Below are 20,850 nucleotides of genomic sequence, written 5' to 3' on the forward strand. Positions count from 1 at the left end.
ATCCGTCGGCGCAGTAAGGAGACTTGCGTTGAACCCCAAGCCCCACCGCGGAGCCCGGCGCCCGGGTACTGCACTATGAGCGGCCTGGTTCTCGACCTTCTGGCCTCCGACGCCCCGCAGTGGATCGTGGCGTTTGTCGTCGTCCTGGCCGCTGTCGTGCTCCTGGCTGGCGCGGCGGCCAAGCTGATCCGAGCAGCGCATCCGGGGAAGTCCGCCGACGCGGTCAAGATGCAGAAGAACCGTATCGAGCACCGCCAGTGGAAAGCTGAACGCCGCGATCGCAGGCGGCTGGAGAGGGCCACTCGCCGGACAGAGCGGCGAGCCGAGCGCTAGCAGTGTCTCAGCACGGATGCGGACATGGAGACGACGACACCGCGCCCGCGAACTTCTCCACCCCGTTCACCAGCCCCACGCCCTCCTCGTCGGCGACCGGGCGCACCCCGGGCGCGGTGATCAGCGGCAGCTTGCCGTCAGTCACCGTGAAGTTGTCGTTGTCGTGGTAGATGCCGATGTCCAGGGTGCGGGACTGCGGCTGTCCGCCGTCGGCGCCGAGCGGCAGCGTCTGCTCGTACGGCGGGTTGATCCACAACTGATCGGTCTGTGGCGCCTTGTTGGCGGCGAAGGCGGGCGCGGCAAGGCCGGCGGCCAGTAACCCGGCCGACACCGCCACCGCGGCGCCGGATCTGAGACGTACCGGGCGCCCAGCTGAGAACAGTCTCATTGCTTCCCCCAAGGGTGTGCTCACACGACTGGCGCGCCGGCAGGATCATCACACGGCAACAGGGCGGCCACGCACCGGTTTTCCGGCCCCGGCGCGGAGCACCGTCGGGCTGCTGGTCGTGGCGGTCGGCGGGCTCCGGTGCTGGTCCTTGGGGCCGGGATGTAATGGGCAAGACAGCTCCGGGGCGGACAAGAGATCCTTTGGTGCATGACGTGGGATTCGGGGAGTCGGGCGGTACGGGACCGGGACTATGTGGCGCGGGTGCGACGCCACCGGCCCAGTGCCCTGCTGCCGCTGATCGCGCAGGCGTCGGCGACCTACGCGTTGGAGTCGTCGTGGCTGCAGAGCCCGTCGCTGAAGTACACGCCGTGGGCGCTGGCCGATGCCGCCCGGGTGTCGCTGGCCTGCGGCAACGAGTACCGCAAGGATGCCGACGATGCGGATCTGCTGCGGATCTTGGACATGTACGTGCGGCTGGAGGACCACTTCCTCCGCGACACCGACGAGGACGCTCTGGGCCGGTGGCTGCTGCGTGCTTCCGGGGAGCAGATGACCTACCAGGAGCCGGTGTTCCAGGATCTGGCGCGTGCTGCGGCGATGCTCACGCAGACGGCGGGGACGCGCCAGGCGCGGTGTCTGCGTCCGGGCTGGGAGGAGGAACTGCTGGGGGCGAGCCTGTCGCAGTACGTCGGCATCGCCCAGTTGCTGTGGGCATCAGCGCTCAGCTGCGGCGGCCGCTTCGACCCCAACTCGCTCACGACGCCCGGCGCGCAGCGGATCTGCGCGGAGGTCCCGGCCGAGACGATCGTGTCGGTGACCGAGAAGCATTTCGTGACCGATACGGCTGCTTTCCGGCAGGTCAACGAGCGGGCCCGCAGGAGCAAGGATCCGCTGCTGCGCCGCTACGAGTACAACCCGCTGCGCGGCACGCCTCTGGTGAAGGGGTACGGTCCGGGTTTCCTCGCGCCGGTCAGCCAGTTGATCCCGGCGAAGGCGAGCCCGCTGGGCATCTACTACACAGGCGTTACCCGCTTCGGTAACGCCTTCGCTGAGGATCTGGGTGATCTGTTCGAGGCCTATGTCGGCCGGCAGCTGGAGCTGCTGCCCGATGCGACGGTCTGGTCGGAGGTCGTCTACAGCCGCAGCAACGGCAGGGCGCTCAGTGTCGACTGGATCGTCGTCACCGAGGAGCTGGTGCTGTTGGTGGAGGTGAAGTCCGTGCGGCCCACCGTGCATCTGCGCCTGGCCAACGAGCGGCGCATCGACGAGGTGCGGCGCATGCTCGGCCACGCCTTCGAGCAGATCGACCACACCGCCGCGCTGATCGCCGGCGGGCAGAAGGAGTTCGCGAAGGTGCCCACCGACCGGCCCGTGCACGGGCTGATCGTGACGATGGAGCCGTTCCACGTCGTCAACGCCCCGGTGCAGCGCCCGCAGTTGCCGGCCACCACCGTGCCGGTGACGGTGTGCAGCATCAGCGAACTGGAAAACCTGGTCACCATCACCGATGCCCCCGTCGGGCGGCTCCTGCTGGAGCGGGCCGACGATGCCCAGCGTTCCACCTATGCCCTGCGCGAGGCGCTGCCAGGCCGCACGCACAGGCGTAACGCCGTCCTCGACGCCGGATGGGACAGTTACCCCTGGCGCCACGCCGCGGCCGAAGCCGTGCTGTGTGAATCCGCCGATCCGGTGCGGTAGGAGGGGGCGGGGTGGGGGCAAACACGTCCAAGGAGCACCATCTGGTGCCGAAGTACTGGCTGCGGGCCTTCGCCGAGGACGGGCATGTGCTCGGACGGTGGCGCGGCGGCGCGGAGCACCGCACGCCCGTACGGCGCGCGGCCGTGGTCCGGCACTTCAACACCGATCCTCTCGCCGAGGGCGAGCAGCGCGTGGCGCTGGAGACCTACCTGGACCAGCACGTCGACGGCCCGTGTGCGCCGGTCCTGCGCGCCGCGCGACAGGGGCAGTGGCCGCTGCCGCAGGCACAGCACGCGCTGGCGCTGGACGCGCTGGCCTGGCAGGTGGTGCGCACCCAGGCGTTCAGGTCCTTCGACGAACAGGTCGGCCGGCATCTGTTCCCGGCCCTGTGGGCGATGGAAGCGGTTGAGTACTGCGAGGAACGGCTGGAGCGTCCGCTGTCGCAGGCGCAGCGGATGGAAGTGTTCTGGACAGCCCTGCGGACGGCTCCTGACCCTTCGGTGATCGGTGACCCGCGCTCGGCTCTGCGGGCCTCCATCCGCGCCTTCGAGCGCACCCGCGACCTGCTGGCCGCACCGGGCCGTCGCCTGGTACTGCTGCGCTCGTCGGAGCCGTTGCTGGTGCTGTCCGACAGCGCAGTGGCCCTGCGCCGCAAGGACGGCACCTTCGGCCTCACTCCCCCGCTGCTGCCCGAAACGATCGAGGTCTTCGCACCGCTGTCACCGACCTGTCTGCTGATCTCCACACCCCGCACGCACCACCGCGTGCACCAGGGCCTCACCCGCAAAATCGCCGCCAAGGCGAACGCGGGGGCTTCGGCCTGGTGCCAGAAAGCCGTCTACCGGCCACCGTCCATGCCCTGGCCCGCCCGCCTGCAGCTCAGCGCTGCCCCGCTGGAGGTCCGTGCGCCGCGGCTGTCAGCGCTCCCTGCGCAGCATCCGCCTGGCCCTGAACCGGCCCATCCCGAGATCCGCCGTAGCGAGCTGCGTACCCTTTTGGAACAGCTCAGCCGTGAGCAGCCCCCGCTCTCGACGCCAGGCGCCTGAGTGGGACGAGACACCGCAGGGTTCCGCGTGGCGGCACAGCATCAGCCGCATCCTCGCACCCGAATCCGAGCCCGAGAGACACCTCCTTGTCCGCGCACCAGCCGGTGGCACCGGCCGGCGCCACGGGTCACCGAGTTGCGCAACGACCATCCCTGCGGCCGGTGCTCACCGGGCGGTGGGAGGGGTGATGCGGTCAGGGAGATTCAGGCGGGCGAACAACCCGGACGCGACAGGGGACCGCATGACCTGCTCCAGGTCACGGCGTACGCGCTCAGCCTCCCCGCGGACCTGCTGGGGGATGTCCCCGCGCTCGGCAACGAGCCGGCTGTAGATCGGGGTCTCCTGAAACACGGTGCGCTCCGCCTTCGTTCGGGTGATCGCCCTACGATACGTGCGCACGCCCTACCGGCACGAAGGCGGCCTGGGCAGGCAGACAGGTCAGGCCGCATGCGTATCCGGCGTCAGCCGTTTCCATGGCCGGGTGTAGGGGGCGTCGCATACGGTGCAGCGGGCTAGGTAGAGCGCGGAGGCCGGGGTGTGGGCGCGGGCGGGCACTGCCAGGTAGACCGTGCCCTCGATGACAGCAGTCAGCGTGGGCCACGGCGGCAGACACGTACACGACGGCGCGTCGGCGCTGGGGCGCTCGGTCATGAGCGGTCCGGTGCGGCCGGAGGGCGGGCGCGGCGACTGTCGGGCTGGCGACCGATCTCGCGGGCGACGGTGTCGATCTCGCTGCTGCTGTAGGCGGTGCGGATGCCGGAGGGGGTCATGCCGCTGACTTGGGCGAGGGCGTCGAGCTTGTAGAGCTCATAACAGGATCTTGTTGGAGTGCCCTGATCGGGCGTGACCGATGTGACGATTCGGCCGTTCGGGATGGTGTGAGTACTCGGCCGTGGATCGTGGACGACGACTTGTGGGCGCTGATCGAACCGCTGCTGCCACCCTGGCCGGAGAAGTCGCCGGGCCCGCAGCCGGTGGCGGACCGGCTGTGTCTACAGGGCATTCTGTACGTGCTCCACAACGACATAGCCTGGCAACTCCTGCCGCTGAAGCTGGGATTCGGCTCGGGACTCCATCCCGTCAGGTACGCCCTGATCTCGTCTGGCGTCGGTTCCCTGGGAGTCGGAATACCAGTTTGGACGAGAGTCGTGGGTCGCCTGTCTTGGCAGGCCAGGGAAATCCGTCATGATGTGCTGTACGAAGTCCTGAGGGGGCAGGTTCATTGAGGAGTCATGCATTCGCGTCTACGGTATTGACCGCGCTTTTCCTGTTATTCGGGCTGGTCTCGCCCGAGATTGCGCAAGCAGCGGAGCCGTCGGCGGCCCACGAATGCGAGAGCACCGAGCTCGCCAAAGCCAAGGTGACCGCGTCGGTGCGGTTGGAACACGACGACCGCACCTACACAAAGGTCGTCAGCGAGTTCGCAGTCGACGTCCCCGAGACCTGGCCGCTCGCACACGACCTGCTTCTCAGCGAGAATAGCCGCCGATACATCAGCGCCATGTCCTGCCTCAGCAGAGGTACGCAGCAAGGGCTTGATGACGAGGTCGATGATGAACGCTGGTCGGAGTGGCGGGCCGAGCACCCGTCGGTGACGTCGCAGGGCGGCCGGGTCAAGGTCGTCTATAAGGCATATGGCTGGGTCGACAACGGCTTCGAAATCGATGTGGGGGTTTGGCGAATAGCGCCAGTTGCTAGGGACCAATGGTCTGTGAAACTTATGGTGCCCGCTGCCCTGCACAATGCCTTGTGGGAAAAGGTCACTGTCGATCCAGGAAGGCCCGGAGCTCAGCGAGCGGAACCGGAACCGAAGACGGGCGACGGCGCGACTGCCCTGGTGTGGCGGCCTGGCTGGATGAGACAGGTGCGGGAGACAGGACTCGTCCTGCAGATCACTGGCACCCCTGCCCTCGCGGCTTTGCCTCTGTTCGCGAGGGATCCCGCGGTGGCGGAAACGCCCGAAGAGCTTTCCGTGACTGTCACGACACGGCCGTCATGGCAGCGTTCCTGGGCCGCACAGGGAGGTCAACTGCCCGCCTTGGCACTGGACCTCCTGGGCTCGATGCTCTGGGCCGGGGCAACGTCCGCCCTACTCCTGACGGCGTATCGGCGCTACCGCGGCCGTGTCGGCACGCCTACCAACGCCCAGCGGCGCAGTCTAGGCAACTTAAGGCTGTGGGCCCTGGCCACGATCCCCATCTACCTGCTTGCCCAATCGGACGGTGTGATCGAAGAGTCGGTGCGACAGGCGGGACTATTCCTCTTCTTCGACCAACAGCTTGCCATCAGGTATGGCCTTGCCCTGGTCTGCGTCGTCATATTGCTCGGTTTCGCCCGTCCCTCGTCGCAGATCCGCTGGACGGCCGTGGTGCTGTCACTCCTGTCACTGGCGGCTGCGGTCCTGATGTGGACGGTCGTTGAGCCCCCGACGAGCTATCTCATATCGGAGAGTCACTACGGCTCGCTGGAGATGGGACTTGCCCTGCAAATCGCCGGCTCTTTCTGCCTCGTGGCCTTGCTCCTGCTCGCCATCGTGGCTGTCGCCTGGCGTCTGGCTACCGACGGACAGCTTCTGCCGAAGAGCCGCCGTCATCCTGGCCTGGATCGGAAGCTGACCGTTCGAACGCTCCTGCCGACGGTACTCGTGGTCACAGTGCTCATGGCCGTGTGCTTCGCGGTAACGGAGGAGCGCAACTGGCAGCGGGCCACTTGGCTGACCGATCCGGTGAGTCCCGAATACGGGGCGGACCACCGGGCGGACTTCCTCTGGGAGGCGATGTGGTCGGTCACTTACGTGGATAGCTGGATCATCGGCTACCACGGCTGGCTGCTCACCGGCGTGGCCGTGGTGGCCGTCTTGGGAACATGGCGCACCTTTGTCTCCCTGTCACCGCTCGACGATCCGGCGGACCGCCTCCTGTTCCTCGCGTTCTTCCCGCTCATGATTGGTCTGGACGTCCAGAATCACCTCGGCATAGCCCTGCTCGACTCCCTCTGGATCCCTCTGTACATGCTCGCCCTGTACGAAATGACGGCTCTCCTCGCCCATCGGTCCGTGCTGGCTCAACCTTTCGAGATCTCCCAACAGCCCTTAGCCACGGCCGTGGGCCCCTCAGCCCGCGACAAACTGCTGGCCAAGGCCCGCTCGTACCGCGAAATTCATGCCGAGCTGCGCCGCCTGGACCAAGGGCTTTTCGGCGACGCACCGCCCGAACGAGCTGCCCTGGAACGTAAATTGGAGAAGCTCCACGACTGGGACCTGATCAGCATCCCGGGAGCCGCTCCCGAACGGTTGCCAACCAACGTGTCCGTGGTGGACGCGGCCTTGGCCCTCGGCCCACGGGACGACTGGTGGGGCAACGGCGTGCGCGGCACTCGCTTCGCTCTGCTGCCAGGATCGCTGGCAGCCGCTCTCAACACATGGGCCGAGTGGGTTCGGGGCGAAGCATGGCAAAACACACTCACGGATCTGATCGGCCTGCCCGGCCTCACAGCCACACTCATTTCCTGGACGGCCACGTTCGCCGCAGCAGGCTTCCTCTTAGGCGCCCTGTGGCGCGTGCTACCTGGCCGCCGAGGAGCGAGCAAAGCGATTCCTGTCGCCGTCGCATTCGCTGCGCCTGCCGCACTCGACGGGGTAATCGGCTGGTTCACCAACGAGGGTGCGACCAACCTGGCGCTCCAAATCTCGACAATGCTGTTCGTCCTCACAGTCACCTCGATCGCGCTCGACCTCGACACGTTTCGGGGCGAGCGGCGTTACTGGCAGAGCCGCTTCGGGCTACTCCTGTCCATCTATCAGATGCGGTACTACTCCCTGCAGGTGGCCTATCTCATCGGCCAGATCATCGCCATCATCACGATCTGGCAGTTCTTCGCAGAGCCCGACGCCGTACCGTCCCTGAGCGAGACGCCGCCCGACTCTCCCTAGCGATCTGGATACGAGCGGCGAGAGCATAGCCGTCGCATACCGCGTGTCGGCCTCCGTCGTCGACCTGAGCACTGGTGCGTGGCCAGCTCCCCACCCGCCGCATCCGGCCAGTCGCACGCCAGACGTTGCAACAAACGGTGGTACGGACGAAGTCCCCGTGCTGCTGCCCCAAGCGGCGGGCGGTTCTGCAGGTCGGGCCCCGGCATCGCCCGTGTCTATCCCGCGAGGACACCTGAGGCGACTCGCGACGCAAGAGATCCCCAGCCTTCACGGCTGGGGATCTCTACAGGTCAGACTCTGGGGGCGCTCCTGCGGGCCCTCGGCATCGACCCGGCCGACATTCCTGCAGCGGCCGAGGAACGGGCAGCGTTGTACCGGTCCGTGCTGGAAGACCGGGCCGACCAAGGACAACGTCTGCTCATCGTGGCCGACAACGCCGCCAGCGCCGACCAGGTCCGTCTCCTGCGCCCCGGCAACCGCCGGCACCAAGGCCTCATCACTTCCTGGCACACCCCGCTGTCCCCGTACCAAGGACACTGGTGGCCGTGGGCGCGCTCGTGGCCCTCGGCGGCGCCCTCTGTCGGCGACGGCTGCCCCGGCATCGAGGTGATCTGCCGCGACCGCTCCACCGCGGGAACAGCACACGACTGTCCACGCCCTACTCGACCAAGACATCGGCCTGCGCACGATCGCCCGCCAGCTCGGGCTGATGAGCTCGGCATGCGCTGGTAGGCGTTGGTACAGCGGACAGCAGTGTTCTCGGCAGCCTGTCGGACTGCCGGGAACACTGGGGGTGCGGCTATTCCTTGGGCTTGACGCCGCGCTTGTGGGAGAACTGGCGGTGTGAAGAGACGGTGTCCCACGCCGGCAGTCCCTTGCGGAGACGGGACACCGCCGCTGACAGGTCGCCTGTCGGCACGCGGCCCGGCCGCGCTCAAGGACCGGGCCCCCTAGCTTTCCCGTACACGTCCGGCTGACCTTCTGGACGCGCCGCTGCTGCTCATCGTCACGAAAGCCGTTGTTGAGGTCAGTCGGGGTCAACGCGATGGTTCGCGTACCGGATGGGCGTCACCGAAGTGGGGATTGCCGGCGGTGTAGCGGGGGCCGCTGGCGGCTGGCCGAACCCAGAGGCAAGCGGCAGCGCAAGAAACGTCGCGACCGCCGTGCCGGAAGCGATCGACGCCCCCAGGTCGCCACCACCGAGGGCATCGTGAGTGCCGGTAGCGGATTGGCAGAGATGCGGTGTGCTGCCGGTCTGGGACCGGCAGCACACCACAGGTCACTTCGACTTGGACGCGCGCCGACGCCACGCCCGCACAACGGCCCCGAAGACCCCGATCACGGCAGCCGCGACAAGGTCCGCGGAAAGCTCGGCCACAAGCCCATGAGCTGCGACAACCATCAGGTCATGCACGGGATCAACCTCCTTCTCTGGCACCCGGCGGGTGCCCTGGAAGGACTCTCCATCTGGTCGTGGGGCCCCGAGCCAGTGCTGGCTGGGCACCTCCAGCCCTCGGACACCGGTCGCGCAGGGTCGGCCGCCAGCCCAGTAGCCCTGTAGAGTCCTGGACAGTTCTGGACACTGAATGGAGAGTGAAGCGATGGGGCGGCCGGGCATTCTGAAGAAGCCTCAGATCGACGTCGGCCCGCTGAGGGATCTCATCTACGGCCTTCACGACCTGCACATGTCGGTGGGACGCCCCAGCCTTTCCAAGATCTCCAAGAGCTCGGGGCAGACGACCGAGTCCGGCTACCTGAGCACCAGCACGATGAGCTACGTGCTGTCGGAGTCCCGGCTGCCGGACTCCGAGACGATGCAGCGGCTGATCGCCCTGCTCGTAGAGCGCGCACCCACCGGCCGCAAGATGGACTTGGACGCGACCACCAGGCGTTTCCTCGACCTGTGGGAGAAGGCCGCGAGGGCGGAGGCCGATCCGCCGCCCAGCCTGCGGGTCCAGGCGCTCAGGAAGACGGGCAACGCCTACCTACACCTCGCCGACCAGTACCAGAAGGCCGAGCGCATGGAGAAGACCGTGTCCTCGAAGAACACCGTCGCCAACCACTGGGACTACATCGCCAGGCTGGCCGGCGAACTCCTCGGCGAGGACCACCCCGATGTGGTCGAGGCCCGCGAGCGTGCCGAGGACCGGGAGTAGCAGCCCCGCCCAACCGGCGGCCAGCTCAGCGCCGGGCGTCGCCGGGCGTGAGCAGGGCGGTCACCTCGGCGATCGCCTCCGCGATGGCTGCGCATCGCCGGCGCCCGGGAAGCCGTCCAGCGGGTCCTGGCCATCGTCGGCCACGACCAGCTCATCGACTGCCACCCCACCCTCATCCAAGCCCTCGACAGCTGACCTCCCGGGCATCCACACCGCAGCTGCGCAGTACCTGGTGGTGAGCCAGCTGGTGACCAACGCGCTCCACGGACTTGTGGCGGAGCTGCCCGCGAACCTTGTCGCGGCCGCCGTGATCGGGGCTTCCGGGGCCGTTGTACGAGCATGGCGCCGGCGCGTGTCTAAGCCGAAGTGACCCGCGATGTGCTGCCGGGTCCGCTCTCGCGATCATCAAGGCCGATCCGGAGGTGGCAGCGCTCCCGTACACCCTCAATCATGGGGAGCTTTTAGTCGACCGCGCCCACGGGCTTCTGGACTGGGGAACTCACCGGTGTGAAGACGAGCACTTGCACCAGCGGCTTCCCGGGACGGACGTCCCGGGAAGCCGCTGGTGCAAGCCGGCACTGTGCGAATATTCGGGAGGATGCGCCGACCACGACGGAGCTTTCGAACCCAGCGGCTCATGCCCGACCCGTCCGGCGCACACGGTCAGAGGCGTGCCAGAACTCGCTGCAGATCATCTCGGTTGAACGCGTGGCCGGAGGCGAGGAGAGTTCGGGCGTAAGCGTCCAGAGCAGAGATGAGCTCTTCCGAGAACCCCACTGCTGCGGGGAGATCCCAGGCATTGGTAAGCGCCTTGTCGAGATCGCTGGGGTCCACCGGGGGTCGGTGGGTGTAGACCTCCCACGGCAGGACGTCGTTTAACCTGCCTCGCTCGGAGCGTGGAACTTTGCGCTTTCCCGCTCGCTCCAGAGCCCGCAGCACCGCCAGTTCCGATGCGGCTGTCATGTCCAGTGCCCTCGCCATCGCAGTCCGGTCCATCCACTCAGATGCAGTGACAGCGGTCTTCCCGTCGGGCGCCTCTGTCCTGGTCGCTACCGGCACGACGCTAAGCGCCGAGCAAGAGGAGCCGAACAGGATATGCAGCACTTCAACTCGAACGAGTGGACACGCAGCCCCGACCTGAGGGATGTCGAAGACGACGAAATGGGCGGGCATGGCCTGGGCCAGCTGCTGGATGATCTGGCCACCGGAGGATGCGCGGCGTCCCGCGGCCGGATCAGCTCCTACCTGGGCCATATCAGCACCACAACCGGCCGTGGGCACCTCCAGCGTCTGCAAGCCGACGTCGACATCGCGGAGCAACGTGTTCAAGAACTCGAAGAGCAGCTCGACAGCGAAGCCATCGACGACAAGCTCGCCCACAGCCTCGGCTACATCAGCGGCAAGATAAACAGCCACGCCAAATTCCTGAGACTCGAGCACGGCGACGGCCTGGTCCGCCTGAACCTGAAGAGGATCACCGTCAGCACCGACACCCCGAACGGCATCACCGAACTGCTCCGCATCGGCAGTGGCAAGAACCACGTCGGCTACCACCTAGGTCGTCACCGAACTCTCCCCCGGCTTCCAGATCATCGTCAGCGACCACGCCGACCTGCCACACCCCTGGTACCAGGACTCCGTCCGCAACAACTGGCGCGGCGGCGAAAAACTCATCCCCACCACCTGGCTCGACACCAACCCCACCCCACCCCACCCCACCACCTACCGGGGATCACTGAAACTGCGCAGCACTCAACCAACCTGCACAGCCACCCCGGAGCCAGAAACCCCGCGGGTCAGACGGCCGGGCCTTCCCAACCCTGCGCAAGTTCAGTGAGACACCCAGCCAAAAACCCGCTCACCCAAAATGCACAACCCCAGGTCAGAATCACGGCCCTGTGCAGATTCACCGACCGGCGACAGCAAAAATAGCTCTTCCGGAGTCAAAGAATCCACAAACTCGACCGAGACCTCATTGTCCAATCCTGCTGCGCCAGGGTTGGATATTACGTCATCCTTAGCCGTATGAATCGCCGGTCAAGGCTTCAGGTGAGGCAGCACCCACCCCGTCAGTCTCAGGCAATAATCTGGCTCACAGCTATCTTATCAACCGCTCTAGCAGCAGCAGTAACCGTGTTCACTACTGGCGCTGCTGATCATATTGCGTCTGCGGTATTCTCGGGTGAAGATCCGCCGATTGTCAAAGAGACTGAAATTCGTTACTTGCAACCCTTTCAAGTAACCGGAGAGCTCAGCAAGGGATTTAAGGTTGAGAAGTGTTTGGTTAACGGAACCTGCTGGAGATCTGTAGTGAGTACCGATCCTTCTGCCTTGCGATGCAGCGGCCATGGAGGAAAGCAGAATATTTTCGATCCGTGCTGGCGGGCAGGCTACAACGACCGGCTTGTCGGGTGCCCGGACAGTCCGTGGAGAAAGGGGATTACTCTTATCGGCCTATCAACTCCTGTCGAATCTCTTGTTCATAAGGTTCCGGATTGGGTCCTGCCGTGGGGATTGGAAGTGCAGGATCCGGATTCTCCTGAGGTGTTCATGCAGTGCATTCGAGTTGGTGGAGCGGCAAGCACGATCATGGGTAGGTCCGGAAACTGGCTTTGTTATGGGAAGAGCAATGATTTTAAAGGATACATTGTTGGAGATCCAAGAAAATCCCAAAAGGGTCCTTGGCTCGTCTATTTTGCCGGAGCTCGTTCGAATAAACTGGCTGAGGCGCCTATCAGAATAGTTTGGGGATAATCCTGATCGACTGCGGCCAGCTTTGCATCATGCTCGCTGTCGCCTGGCCACCACCGCGGAACAGTTCCTGAGCAACCTGCAGGCGATCGAGGACGGGATAGCTGGGTGTTGTGCAGTTCCAGTGAGCTGCTACTTGGTGGGCCGCGTCATTGCGTCGTGCGCAGTTAGCCGGCTTCGGTCTGGAGTGGGCGGCACAGGAGGGGGGAGCGCGTGATGTGGAGTGCCGATGATGTGGCCCGGGCTACGGTCCGGCGCCAAGGGCGAAGGGCTGAGCGCGGCGCAGGTCGCGGTCAAGGTCGCGGAAGCCGAGCGGCGGGAGCGGGAGACCCGCCAGCATCTGGACTCCCCCGCCAGCGAGCGTGGCCCGTACGACGGCGATCCGGAGGACCTCGCCGAGCAGTGGGTGGCGCGGCATGCCGAATGGCGCCGCGTGGCCGCGCTGATGGACGGTCAGGGCTGGCTGATCTACAGCCCGGAGCGGGACGTGCAGGGCAGCGCGTGGGCGCGGGAGCGCGACGCGCAGCGGGAGGGTGCTCTCGCCCGTCGTGCCGCGTGGCAGAGGGAGCGGCAGGACGCCCGGGATGAGCTGAAGGCGAAGGTGTGGCTGTCTGGCGAGGTGAGCCGTCGGCTGCGCGTGATTGCCGCCCGCACCGGCCTTGAGCCGGAGCAGGTCCTCGCTCAGCTCGTCGACCGGGTCCGCGTGGACGACGACGGTGCCCTGACGGTCGACGCCTTCACCCCGCGCTGACGGACTGTGCCGCACTCGTGAGCTGGCGAGTGCGGCACACCGTGGGGCTCGCCGCTTTATGGCGCGAGCTGGCCGCGCTGTCGTGCAACGGCTGTCCTGGGTCAGCACATCTGCTTGCTGGCCTCGATCGGGCCGGGGATGGAAACCTGCCGGTGTTTCTTGCCGTCCATGGAGAAGCTCAGGTTGGTGAGCCGGAAGGTGTAGTTCCCGGTTCCTTCGCAGGAGAAGGTGAACGTGTTGGCGAGGCTGATCGTCGCGGTGGAGGAGCTGCCGGCAAAGAGCCTCCCTGGCTGGCAGGGGCGACCCGGCCTGCAGAAAGGATCGGCCGCGTACTTGGGCAGCGGTTTCCCGTCCTTCAGCACGGCGAAGCGGCCCAGGACGCTGCACTTGGGGGCGTTCTGCCAGCCGATGGTTTTGACGGTGCACGTGACATCCAGTTCGCCGTGCTTCCAGCCCGTGCCGGTGATGCACATGGTGCCTCCGACGTGGGAGTACCGGCCGTCGCTGTAGCCGTCGACGACGGCGCAGTTGGGGTCGACGGCCTTGGCGGTCGCGGGGGACCCGGCGGTGAAGCCGAGGAGACCGGAGAGGACGACCAGTCCGCCGAGAGCGGACGCGAGTTTTTTCATGATCCACTCAACGACGCCGCAGGTGATGGGTCACTTGCTGTCCCGCCCGGTACCGGCCGTTCGGGCGCGGACCGGAATCCGATGGCTGGCCCCGCACTCACGATTGCGGGGCACTCTGCGCAGTGCCGCCTGCCGGCGCGAGGTCGGCCGCGCTCAACGGCCGGTCTCCACGGGCTTTCTGCTGAGCGTCCTGCCGACCCGGGTGGCTGTCATCGCCAGCGGAAACTCGTCTGTTGCCGCTGCCCGGCCGGTGAACGCGTCGGAGCCCCGGAGAGCCAAGGTGGTCTCCGGGGCTCCGACGCGTTCACAGCACTCCGATGGCCGCCAGCACGAGCACGGCCAGTGTCAGCGAGCCCCCGAAGGCGCCGCCCCCGAAGAGGACGGCGTCGCGCTTGCGGGCACCGGGCGTATGGCTCATCCAGCCAGCCCCGATGCCGATGAGTGCGGAGAGCAGGGCACAAATAGTGACCATCAGCACTTTGATACCGAGAGAGAAGTTCAACGGTCCGAACACCTTTCCGGTGATCGGACCGAGTGTCAGACCTCAGCCGACCACCAACGTGAGACACGTGTGGTCTTGCTGAGGCCCACCGACGTTTGGGGCTCATTGGGGTTGGCCTGGCCAGAGCCGCAGGGTAGCCGTGCTCCCTTGTTCCACAACGCGATCTCCGCGCACTCAGTGGACGTTAAGTCCGTTTCTGGTAGCGGCCTCGTCCGGGCTGGGTGAGGAAGCCTTGGCGGACGAGGCGTCCGAGACGAGCACGGGTGACGTTGACCGATGCCTCGTCGGTGGGCATGCCGAGGAGTTCGTGCAGCTCACGGGCCCGGAACTCCTGGTCGGGGTGCTGGTTGAAGGCGTTCACGATGGCCTGGTAGGCGGTGTTCGTCTCGGGCGGTTCGGGTTCGTTTCCAGCCGGTGCGAGTTCGGCGATGACCTTCTGGGTGGTGGTCAGCTCCGCGAGTCGCGCTTCGGTCTCGGTCAGGGCGGTGGCCAAGTGCTCGATCTGGTCGCGTAGTTCACGGGCCCGGTCCCCGGTCTCGTCGTGCTGGGCCTGGAGGCTGGCCAGGAGCTCGGTGATGTTCACGCGGCCAGCTCGAGGGTGTCGCGCCAGGTTGGACTCGGTGTGGTGAGGCGGCGGGTCATGTTCGCGATGGAGGCCCAGTAGACACGCGAGGTGGAGGTTTCGGGGCGGTGGTCGTACTCGCGGGCCAGGCGGCGGTGCAGCATCAGCGTGCCGTTGACCTGCTCCACGATCCACCTTTTCGGCTGCGGGACGAACCCTTTGCCCTGGTCTTCGGGGTTGCGGCGGACGACCTCGACGTCGATGTCCAATAGGGCCCCGTGGATGATGACTTGGTCCTTGAAGCCCTGGTCCACCAGGGCCTTCTCCAGCCGGTTCCCGCAGCGGTCGGCGACCTGGTCGAGCAGGGCGGTCCCGGCGGCGTTGCCGTGGGCAGAGGCGGCCAGCACCACGACGCCGATGACCAGCCCCAGAACGTCCACGGCCAGTCCCCGCTTGCGGCCCGAGACCTTCTTGTTGGCGTCCAGTCCCGTCGTGGTCTTCGGGACACCCGCGGCCGCGCGTACGGACTGGGTGTCGATGATCACGAGGGACGGGTCCTCTAATCGCTTCGCTTTCTCCCGTACCTGGCAGCGCAGGAGCTCCTGAATCCGCTGGTCGAGCCCGTCCTCACGCCACAGGCCGAAGTAGTAGAACACCGCAGACCAGGACGGCAAGTCGTGGGGCAGATAGCGCCACTGACAGCCCGTCCGGTTCTGATAGAAGATCGCGTTCACGACCTCCCGCAGGTCGCAGGACCCGGGATCTCCGGTCGCCGACCGGGCCACCCGGTCCTGCTTCCAGGCCGTGATCATCGGTTCGATCAACGCCCACTGCTCGTCCGATAAGTCGCTGAGGTACGGCTCTCGCTCCATGCCCGCATCTCAGCATGGACATGCCCAGCAGGTGGCCTGCCCGACGATCAGTACCACGATCGAGCGATCACGAACCGAGGAAGATCGGACTTAACGTCCACTGAGGGCGTCAACACCAAGACCAAGCGGATCGCGCGCCAGATGCACGAACGAGCAGGCTTCACCCTTCTTCGCCACCGCATCCTCCTCGGATAGGCGGCACGCTCCGTCACCACCGAATGTGAGACAGGGCCGCTCGTTTGACAGACCCTTTCTCGGCCGGACATGGCGGTGGGGCGGCACGAGGCCGCCCCACCGCAGTGCTGTGGATCGATCGGTCAGCGCAGGAACGCGCCGAAGTGCACACGCGTGGCGGGCGCGCCGAGGTCACCGGCGCCGAACGCAAACGATGACGTGGCGGTGAGGCCGCTCGCCGTGCCGTTCAGCACCCAGACCGCGCCGTTCTGCTCGTTCTCGGCCGTGGAACCGGCTGCGAGGTCGGCGTGGCCGTCGCCGTTGAGGTCCAGGAGAGCGGTGCTCACACCGAACTCGTCGCTGTTCTCGGCGACTCCGGGGATACCGGCGGTGTCCTGATGGAAGGTCTTCGTTCCGGCGCCCGTGGCGCCGGAGGCGCTGCCGGGGACCAGGGCGATCGAGCCGGCGTCGTAGATGTCGCCGATGTCCTCGCCCGGGATGCCGAGCGCGATGTCGGCGTAGCCGTCACCCGTGACGTCCGCGACCGAGACCGACGCGCCGATCTCGTCCTCCTCTTCCTCGACTCCGGGGAACCCGGGGCTGTCCTGATTGAAGGTCTGGACGCGGTCCGAGGACAGGCCGGTGGCCGAACCGAGAGCGACCTTGACGGTGCCGCTGCCCCAGTCGTTGCCGACCACGACGTCGTCGAAGCCGTCGTTATTGACGTCCCCGACGCCGGTGCCCGTCCTGTTGCCGGCGGCCTCACCGGGGACCCAGCCGCTCCTGAAGCCCGTGCTGCCGCCACCGAGGAGCAGGCGGTTGCCGTAGACGCCGTCGCCCTTGTACTCCCAGACGACGATGTCGTCCTTGCCGTCACCGTTGACGTCACCGGTCTCGGTGGAGGTGTAGGGGCCGCTGATGGAGTCGGCGTCCTCCTCGCAGCCGCCGTTGGTGGCGCAGGAGGCGTCGTCGGCGTCGTAGCCCCACCACAGGGACTTGTCCAGGACGGGCAGGACGGCTGTGGGCGTGCCGGTCCGCGAGATCGGGCCCTTCCACACGGCGGCGGCGCTGCTGGGGGCTTCGTCGCCGAAGGAGGACACCTGCTCGAACAGGGCGAGGTCCGTCTTGCCGTCGCCGTCGAAGTCGCCGACGGTGGGTGACTGCCCGTACCCGGGTATGGCCGTGCCGCCGGTGAGTCCGGAGGCGGAGCCCCAGAGGATGACGGAGCCGGGAACGCCGCCCGAGATCACCAGGTCGCTGAAGCCGTCGCCGTCCAGGTCGCCCTTGGTGAAGTTGGTCCCGAAGCGCTGGTTCGCGGTGGCGGAGCCGGGAACGCCGCTGGTGGAGCGGCTGATGAGCTTCTTGTCGGCGGCGGAGACCCCACTGGCGGAGCCGTACGTGACGGCCACGTAGCCCGCCTTGGCCTGGCTGGAGATCGTGGCGTCCGGGGCCGACACGACCAGGTCGGCGTATCCGTCGCCGTTGAAGTCGTCCTGCGCGTCCGCGGACCCGGTGGCCGCCAGCGCCGGGGCTGAGGTGAGAGCCATGGCGCCGAATCCTCCGGCGACCAGCACCGCGGCTGCCAGGGGTGCGGTGAGCGCGGTACGAGTTCGGCGGTGTGCTCGGGACATACATGAGCCTTTCGAGTCGGTCGGTTCTGCCCGCGGAATCCCGCGTTCAGTGAGTACGACTCGGTCCGGGCGCCCCCAGTTGTACGCCCCGATGTCATGGATTCGTAACCGAGGGGACAGGTGTGACGCTGAACTCCCTTTCTGTCACAGGGAGTTCAGCGCGTGTCACCGTCGGTCTACCAGATCGCCTCGACCCACTCGGGGTGGTCGATGAACGGGTTCCGGTTGCCCTGCGGGGCCGGCTGCTCACGTCCGCGGTCGGCGCGCGGTGCACCCGCGCCGACTCCGCCCAGTCCCGGTCCAGTGCCGCGTACAGGGCCCGCACCCACGCTGGCGCCGACCGTCAGCGAAGGCTCGACCAGCGTCTTCGCCTGCCCCTCCTTACTCAGTACCACGTCGTCCGTGAGCTCGAAGAGCGCATCCCCGCAGGCGTGAAGGCACTCGTACGTGGGTGCCGCGTCCCTCGCGGGCTCGCGTATTTTCCGCCCCGTTGGGGCAGGGGCAATCAAGCACTCCGGTTTCGTCGAAACGGCGCAGTGCGACGGAAAGCCGAAGCCACTGCTCCCGCCAATCACGGCACAGCGTCGCAACCCACGACACGCCGCCAGCGCCGGCCCTCGTGTCGGCAAGTAACCCTGCCGTCGCGAACGGCCCCGTACGCCCGCCTGGCCGTCCTCGGAAGGGAAGCCCGAAGCCCCCGCTGAGTTGGGGAGACGGACGGGTCGGCCGTTGCTGAGACCGGATCGCCCGTACCGCCCGTACCCTTCGTGGTGTCCACGGTGTCACATAGCGGGCGCCAAACCACTGGAGGCAACACCACGTGCTTATTGCTCAGCGTCCGTCCCTGACCGAAGAGGTCGTCGACGAATTCCGCTCCCGGTTCGTCATCGAGCCGCTGGAGCCGGGCTTCGGTTACACCCTCGGCAACTCCCTGCGCCGTACGCTCCTGTCCTCGATCCCGGGTGCGGCGGTCACGTCCATCCGCATCGACGGGGTCCTGCACGAGTTCACCACCGTGCCGGGCGTCAAGGAGGACGTCACCGACCTGATCCTCAACATCAAGCAACTCGTCGTGAGCAGCGAGCAGGACGAGCCGGTCGTGATGTACCTGCGCAAGCAGGGCCCGGGCCTGGTCACCGCCGCCGACATCGCGCCCCCGGCCGGTGTCGAGGTCCACAACCCCGACCTCGTCCTCGCCACGCTCAACGGCAAGGGCAAGCTGGAGATGGAGCTGACCGTCGAGCGCGGTCGCGGCTACGTCTCCGCCGTGCAGAACAAGCAGGTCGGCCAGGAGATCGGGCGCATCCCCGTCGACTCGATCTACTCGCCGGTTCTCAAGGTCACGTACAAGGTCGAGGCGACTCGTGTCGAGCAGCGCACCGACTTCGACAAACTGATCGTCGACGTCGAGACCAAGCAGGCCATGCGTCCCCGTGACGCCATGGCGTCGGCCGGCAAGACCCTGGTCGAGCTGTTCGGGCTCGCCCGCGAGCTCAACATCGACGCCGAGGGCATCGACATGGGCCCGTCCCCCGCGGACTCTGCCCTCGCCGCCGACCTCGCCCTGCCGATCGAGGAGCTCGACCTCACCGTCCGCTCCTACAACTGCCTCAAGCGCGAAGGCGTCCACTCCGTGGGTGAGCTCCTGGCCCGCTCCGAGGCCGACCTGATGGACATCCGCAACTTCGGTGCGAAGTCCATCGACGAGGTCAAGGAAAAGCTCGCCGGCATGGGCCTCGGCCTCAAGGACGCCCCGCCCGGATTCAACCCGACCGCCGCCGCCCTCGGTGCGGACGACGACGCGGACGCGGGTTTCGTGGAGACCGAGCAATACTGAGCCCTGCGCAGCGCCAGTCATAGAGAGACTTCGCGTACGGGGACAGGAGAACCTCCACGCTGTCCACCCGGCTGAGCGACCTCGGCCGGCTCCGCGCCCACGCGCAGCCGCAGGAGCGACTGCCACCAGCGGTCGATGTCCGCAGATGTGGCACTGTCTGCCGAGGACCACAGCCAGACGGGTATCGGGTCGCGGTCGCCCGGCAGGTGCTCGGCCTTCAGCCGGATCAACGTGCCGTGGAGGATGGGTAATTCCTCGTGGGCGTGCTCCAGCCAGGGGCCGCGGTGGGTGAGTCTGGGGTGCATCCGGTCCCAGGAGGTTGCCTCGGCGATGCCGTAGCGCGTGGTTGCGGTGGAGGTGGTGAGGTCGGGGGTGTGCCAAGTGTCGGGCTTGGCGAGGGTGAGAACGCCGCCGTGGCGGCGCGGCCGCTCGCCACGGGGCCCGGAGCGGGTGGAGCCTTCGTAGTCGTCGTGGAACAGGCCGCGTTCCTGCAGGAGCGGGACGACCTGGTCGACGAAGGAGTCGAAGCCGTCGTGGTAGCTGTCGATGGCGATGGAGAAGCCGTCGCAGGCCCCTGCCTCGAACCACTGCTGCATGTGGTCGGCGACGTCGGCGGTGGTGCCGGCGACCACCGGGTGGTAGTCGATAACGCCGTGGGCGAGCACGTCGCGCAGGGTCCAGCCTTCCCGGGCCACTTCGAGGGCGCGGGCGGCGCGCGGGTCGTGCGGGCTGGGCATGGCGTCGGCGAGCTGGTCCGCGATCAGCGGCTCGTCGAGTTGGCCGGGGCCGAGCGGGAGGCCGATCATAGCGCCGAGGTAGCGGACGCGTTGGTTCAGGTCGACGACCTCGTCCAGGAAGCGGCGCCGCTAAAGGTCCGCCTGGCGGGAGGGGGCGATGGTCGGCATGAAGCCGGCGAGCATCTTCACCTCGTCCGGGTCGCGTCCGGCGCGCTTGACGGCGTCCCGCAAGGCCTGGCGCTGAGCCTGGGCGTCCTCGATGGTGCGGCACCTGCCGCCGGATGATGATCCCCACCCGGCACCTGCCCGACGGCACCTACCTGTGCCAGACCTGCGCTCCCAAGAAACTCCAGTCATGCTGCCGCTGCGGCCGCCGACGGAGGGCGAACGCGCTGACTGCCGATGGGCCCATCTGCGGGACCTGCTATACGAGCCCTCCGCGCCGGTGCGGCATCTGTGAGCAGGTCGCGCCCATCAGGGTGCGGGCCACAGGCGGGACTCCCGACATCTGCTACCGCTGCTATGTACGACCGGAGAACCTCTGCACCGTCTGCGGGCGCATCCGCCGCGGCCACCACATCGACCGCGGCAACGGACCGTTCCACTGCGATGCGTGCGTCCCACGCGAGGCCCGCAAGCAGCAGTTGCACCCGTGCGCGCTGTGCGGGCAGGAGCGGAGCGTGGGCGTGTTCTGGCCGGTAGGGCCCGTCTGCCCCTGTGCTATCGGATTGCTCTGTCCCAGCCGGAACCGTGCACGACCTGCGGCCGACAGCGCATTCTCGTGGGCCGCACTCCCGACGGCGGCCGGATCTGCAAGGCGTGCTCCTTCCCCGACGAGCGGCCCGACTGCTG

At 67.1% G+C, this 20,850-nt stretch carries 19 protein-coding genes and 2 pseudogenes; 10 read left to right on the forward strand and 11 right to left on the reverse strand.

The window, feature by feature from the left end; all coding sequences use genetic code 11:
- Window positions 1-75: 75 nt before the first annotated feature.
- Window positions 76-333, forward strand: a complete 258-nt coding sequence (locus O1Q96_RS24440) for a hypothetical protein (protein ID WP_269250221.1) — start codon at window positions 76-78, stop codon at window positions 331-333.
- A gap of 7 nt (window positions 334-340) precedes the next feature.
- Here the strand turns inward: O1Q96_RS24440 and O1Q96_RS24445 are convergent, their stop codons facing one another.
- A complete protein-coding gene (locus O1Q96_RS24445; RefSeq protein WP_269250222.1) occupies window positions 341-670 on the reverse strand; it encodes a hypothetical protein in 330 nt (109 codons plus the stop codon).
- Between the two features lie 375 nt (window positions 671-1,045).
- Here O1Q96_RS24445 and O1Q96_RS24450 point away from each other — a divergent pair, with 375 nt between their 5' ends.
- Together O1Q96_RS24450 and O1Q96_RS24455 are read left to right on the forward strand one after the other, a co-directional pair.
- The gene (locus O1Q96_RS24450; RefSeq protein WP_269250223.1) at window positions 1,046-2,419 is read left to right on the forward strand and encodes a nuclease-related domain-containing protein; all 1,374 of its coding nucleotides are present in this window, start codon (window positions 1,046-1,048) and stop codon (window positions 2,417-2,419) included.
- An 11-nt stretch (window positions 2,420-2,430) separates the two neighbouring features.
- Window positions 2,431-3,465 (forward strand): DUF4238 domain-containing protein, encoded by a 1,035-nt coding sequence (locus O1Q96_RS24455; protein ID WP_269250224.1) that lies wholly within the window; start codon window positions 2,431-2,433, stop codon window positions 3,463-3,465.
- Between the two features lie 165 nt (window positions 3,466-3,630).
- Here O1Q96_RS24455 and O1Q96_RS24460 read toward each other — a convergent pair whose 3' ends face one another.
- Both O1Q96_RS24460 and O1Q96_RS24465 read right to left on the reverse strand, forming a co-directional pair.
- A complete protein-coding gene (locus O1Q96_RS24460; RefSeq protein ID WP_269250225.1) occupies window positions 3,631-3,816 on the reverse strand; it encodes a hypothetical protein in 186 nt (61 codons plus the stop codon).
- Window positions 3,817-4,112: 296 nt separating this feature from the next.
- On the reverse strand, window positions 4,113-4,235 hold the full coding sequence (locus O1Q96_RS24465) for a hypothetical protein (RefSeq protein WP_269250226.1): 123 nt from the start codon (window positions 4,233-4,235) through the stop codon (window positions 4,113-4,115).
- Between the two features lie 126 nt (window positions 4,236-4,361).
- On the opposite strand from O1Q96_RS24465, the pseudogene O1Q96_RS24470 reads away from it, so the two are divergent.
- From O1Q96_RS24470 to O1Q96_RS24480, 3 genes and pseudogenes are all read left to right on the forward strand, one after another.
- Window positions 4,362-4,535 (forward strand): annotated as a pseudogene (locus O1Q96_RS24470) (transposase); the annotation flags it as partial.
- A 182-nt stretch (window positions 4,536-4,717) separates the two neighbouring features.
- Complete coding sequence (locus O1Q96_RS24475) at window positions 4,718-7,396, forward strand: DUF6185 family protein (protein ID WP_269250227.1); 2,679 nt, start codon at window positions 4,718-4,720, stop codon at window positions 7,394-7,396.
- Between the two features lie 1,586 nt (window positions 7,397-8,982).
- Entirely contained in the window at window positions 8,983-9,552 is a 570-nt protein-coding gene (locus O1Q96_RS24480) for a hypothetical protein (protein ID WP_269250228.1), read from the forward strand.
- 663 nt (window positions 9,553-10,215) lie between these two features.
- Here O1Q96_RS24480 and O1Q96_RS24485 read toward each other — a convergent pair.
- Window positions 10,216-10,533, reverse strand: coding sequence for a hypothetical protein (locus O1Q96_RS24485; protein WP_269250229.1), 318 nt, complete (start codon window positions 10,531-10,533; stop codon window positions 10,216-10,218).
- Between the two features lie 180 nt (window positions 10,534-10,713).
- On the opposite strand from O1Q96_RS24485, the pseudogene O1Q96_RS24490 reads away from it, so the two are divergent.
- From O1Q96_RS24490 to O1Q96_RS24500, 3 genes and pseudogenes are all read left to right on the forward strand, one after another.
- Window positions 10,714-11,052 (forward strand): annotated as a pseudogene (locus O1Q96_RS24490) (hypothetical protein); the annotation flags it as partial.
- A gap of 112 nt (window positions 11,053-11,164) precedes the next feature.
- Window positions 11,165-11,389 carry a hypothetical protein gene (locus tag O1Q96_RS24495; protein ID WP_269253705.1) on the forward strand — a complete coding sequence of 75 codons (225 nt, stop codon included), beginning with the start codon at window positions 11,165-11,167 and terminating at the stop codon, window positions 11,387-11,389.
- A 1,143-nt stretch (window positions 11,390-12,532) separates the two neighbouring features.
- Window positions 12,533-13,054, forward strand: coding sequence for a hypothetical protein (locus tag O1Q96_RS24500; protein ID WP_269250230.1), 522 nt, complete (start codon window positions 12,533-12,535; stop codon window positions 13,052-13,054).
- 101 nt (window positions 13,055-13,155) lie between these two features.
- Here O1Q96_RS24500 and O1Q96_RS24505 read toward each other — a convergent pair whose 3' ends face one another.
- From O1Q96_RS24505 to O1Q96_RS24530, 6 genes are all read right to left on the reverse strand, one after another.
- Window positions 13,156-13,683 carry a hypothetical protein gene (locus O1Q96_RS24505; protein ID WP_269250231.1) on the reverse strand — a complete coding sequence of 176 codons (528 nt, stop codon included), beginning with the start codon at window positions 13,681-13,683 and terminating at the stop codon, window positions 13,156-13,158.
- Window positions 13,684-13,987: 304 nt separating this feature from the next.
- A complete protein-coding gene (locus O1Q96_RS24510; protein ID WP_269250232.1) occupies window positions 13,988-14,185 on the reverse strand; it encodes a hypothetical protein in 198 nt (65 codons plus the stop codon).
- A gap of 184 nt (window positions 14,186-14,369) precedes the next feature.
- Complete coding sequence (locus O1Q96_RS24515) at window positions 14,370-14,768, reverse strand: hypothetical protein (RefSeq protein ID WP_269250168.1); 399 nt, start codon at window positions 14,766-14,768, stop codon at window positions 14,370-14,372.
- Entirely contained in the window at window positions 14,765-15,619 is an 855-nt protein-coding gene (locus O1Q96_RS24520) for an IS5 family transposase (RefSeq protein ID WP_269250169.1), read from the reverse strand. The genes O1Q96_RS24515 and O1Q96_RS24520 overlap by 4 nt, the downstream gene beginning before the upstream one ends.
- A gap of 317 nt (window positions 15,620-15,936) precedes the next feature.
- A complete protein-coding gene (locus O1Q96_RS24525; RefSeq protein ID WP_269250233.1) occupies window positions 15,937-17,424 on the reverse strand; it encodes an FG-GAP and VCBS repeat-containing protein in 1,488 nt (495 codons plus the stop codon).
- Window positions 17,425-17,600: 176 nt separating this feature from the next.
- Entirely contained in the window at window positions 17,601-17,819 is a 219-nt protein-coding gene (locus O1Q96_RS24530; RefSeq protein WP_269250234.1) for a hypothetical protein, read from the reverse strand.
- Between the two features lie 425 nt (window positions 17,820-18,244).
- Between O1Q96_RS24530 and O1Q96_RS24535 the strand changes: the two genes are divergently transcribed.
- On the forward strand, window positions 18,245-19,261 hold the full coding sequence (locus tag O1Q96_RS24535) for a DNA-directed RNA polymerase subunit alpha (RefSeq protein WP_269250235.1): 1,017 nt from the start codon (window positions 18,245-18,247) through the stop codon (window positions 19,259-19,261).
- Between the two features lie 17 nt (window positions 19,262-19,278).
- Here the strand turns inward: O1Q96_RS24535 and O1Q96_RS24540 are convergent, their stop codons facing one another.
- Entirely contained in the window at window positions 19,279-20,067 is a 789-nt protein-coding gene (locus tag O1Q96_RS24540; protein ID WP_269250236.1) for an LLM class oxidoreductase, read from the reverse strand.
- Between the last annotated feature and the right edge of the window lie 783 nt (window positions 20,068-20,850).

Source organism: Streptomyces aurantiacus (assembly GCF_027107535.1).
GTDB lineage: Bacteria > Actinomycetota > Actinomycetes > Streptomycetales > Streptomycetaceae > Streptomyces.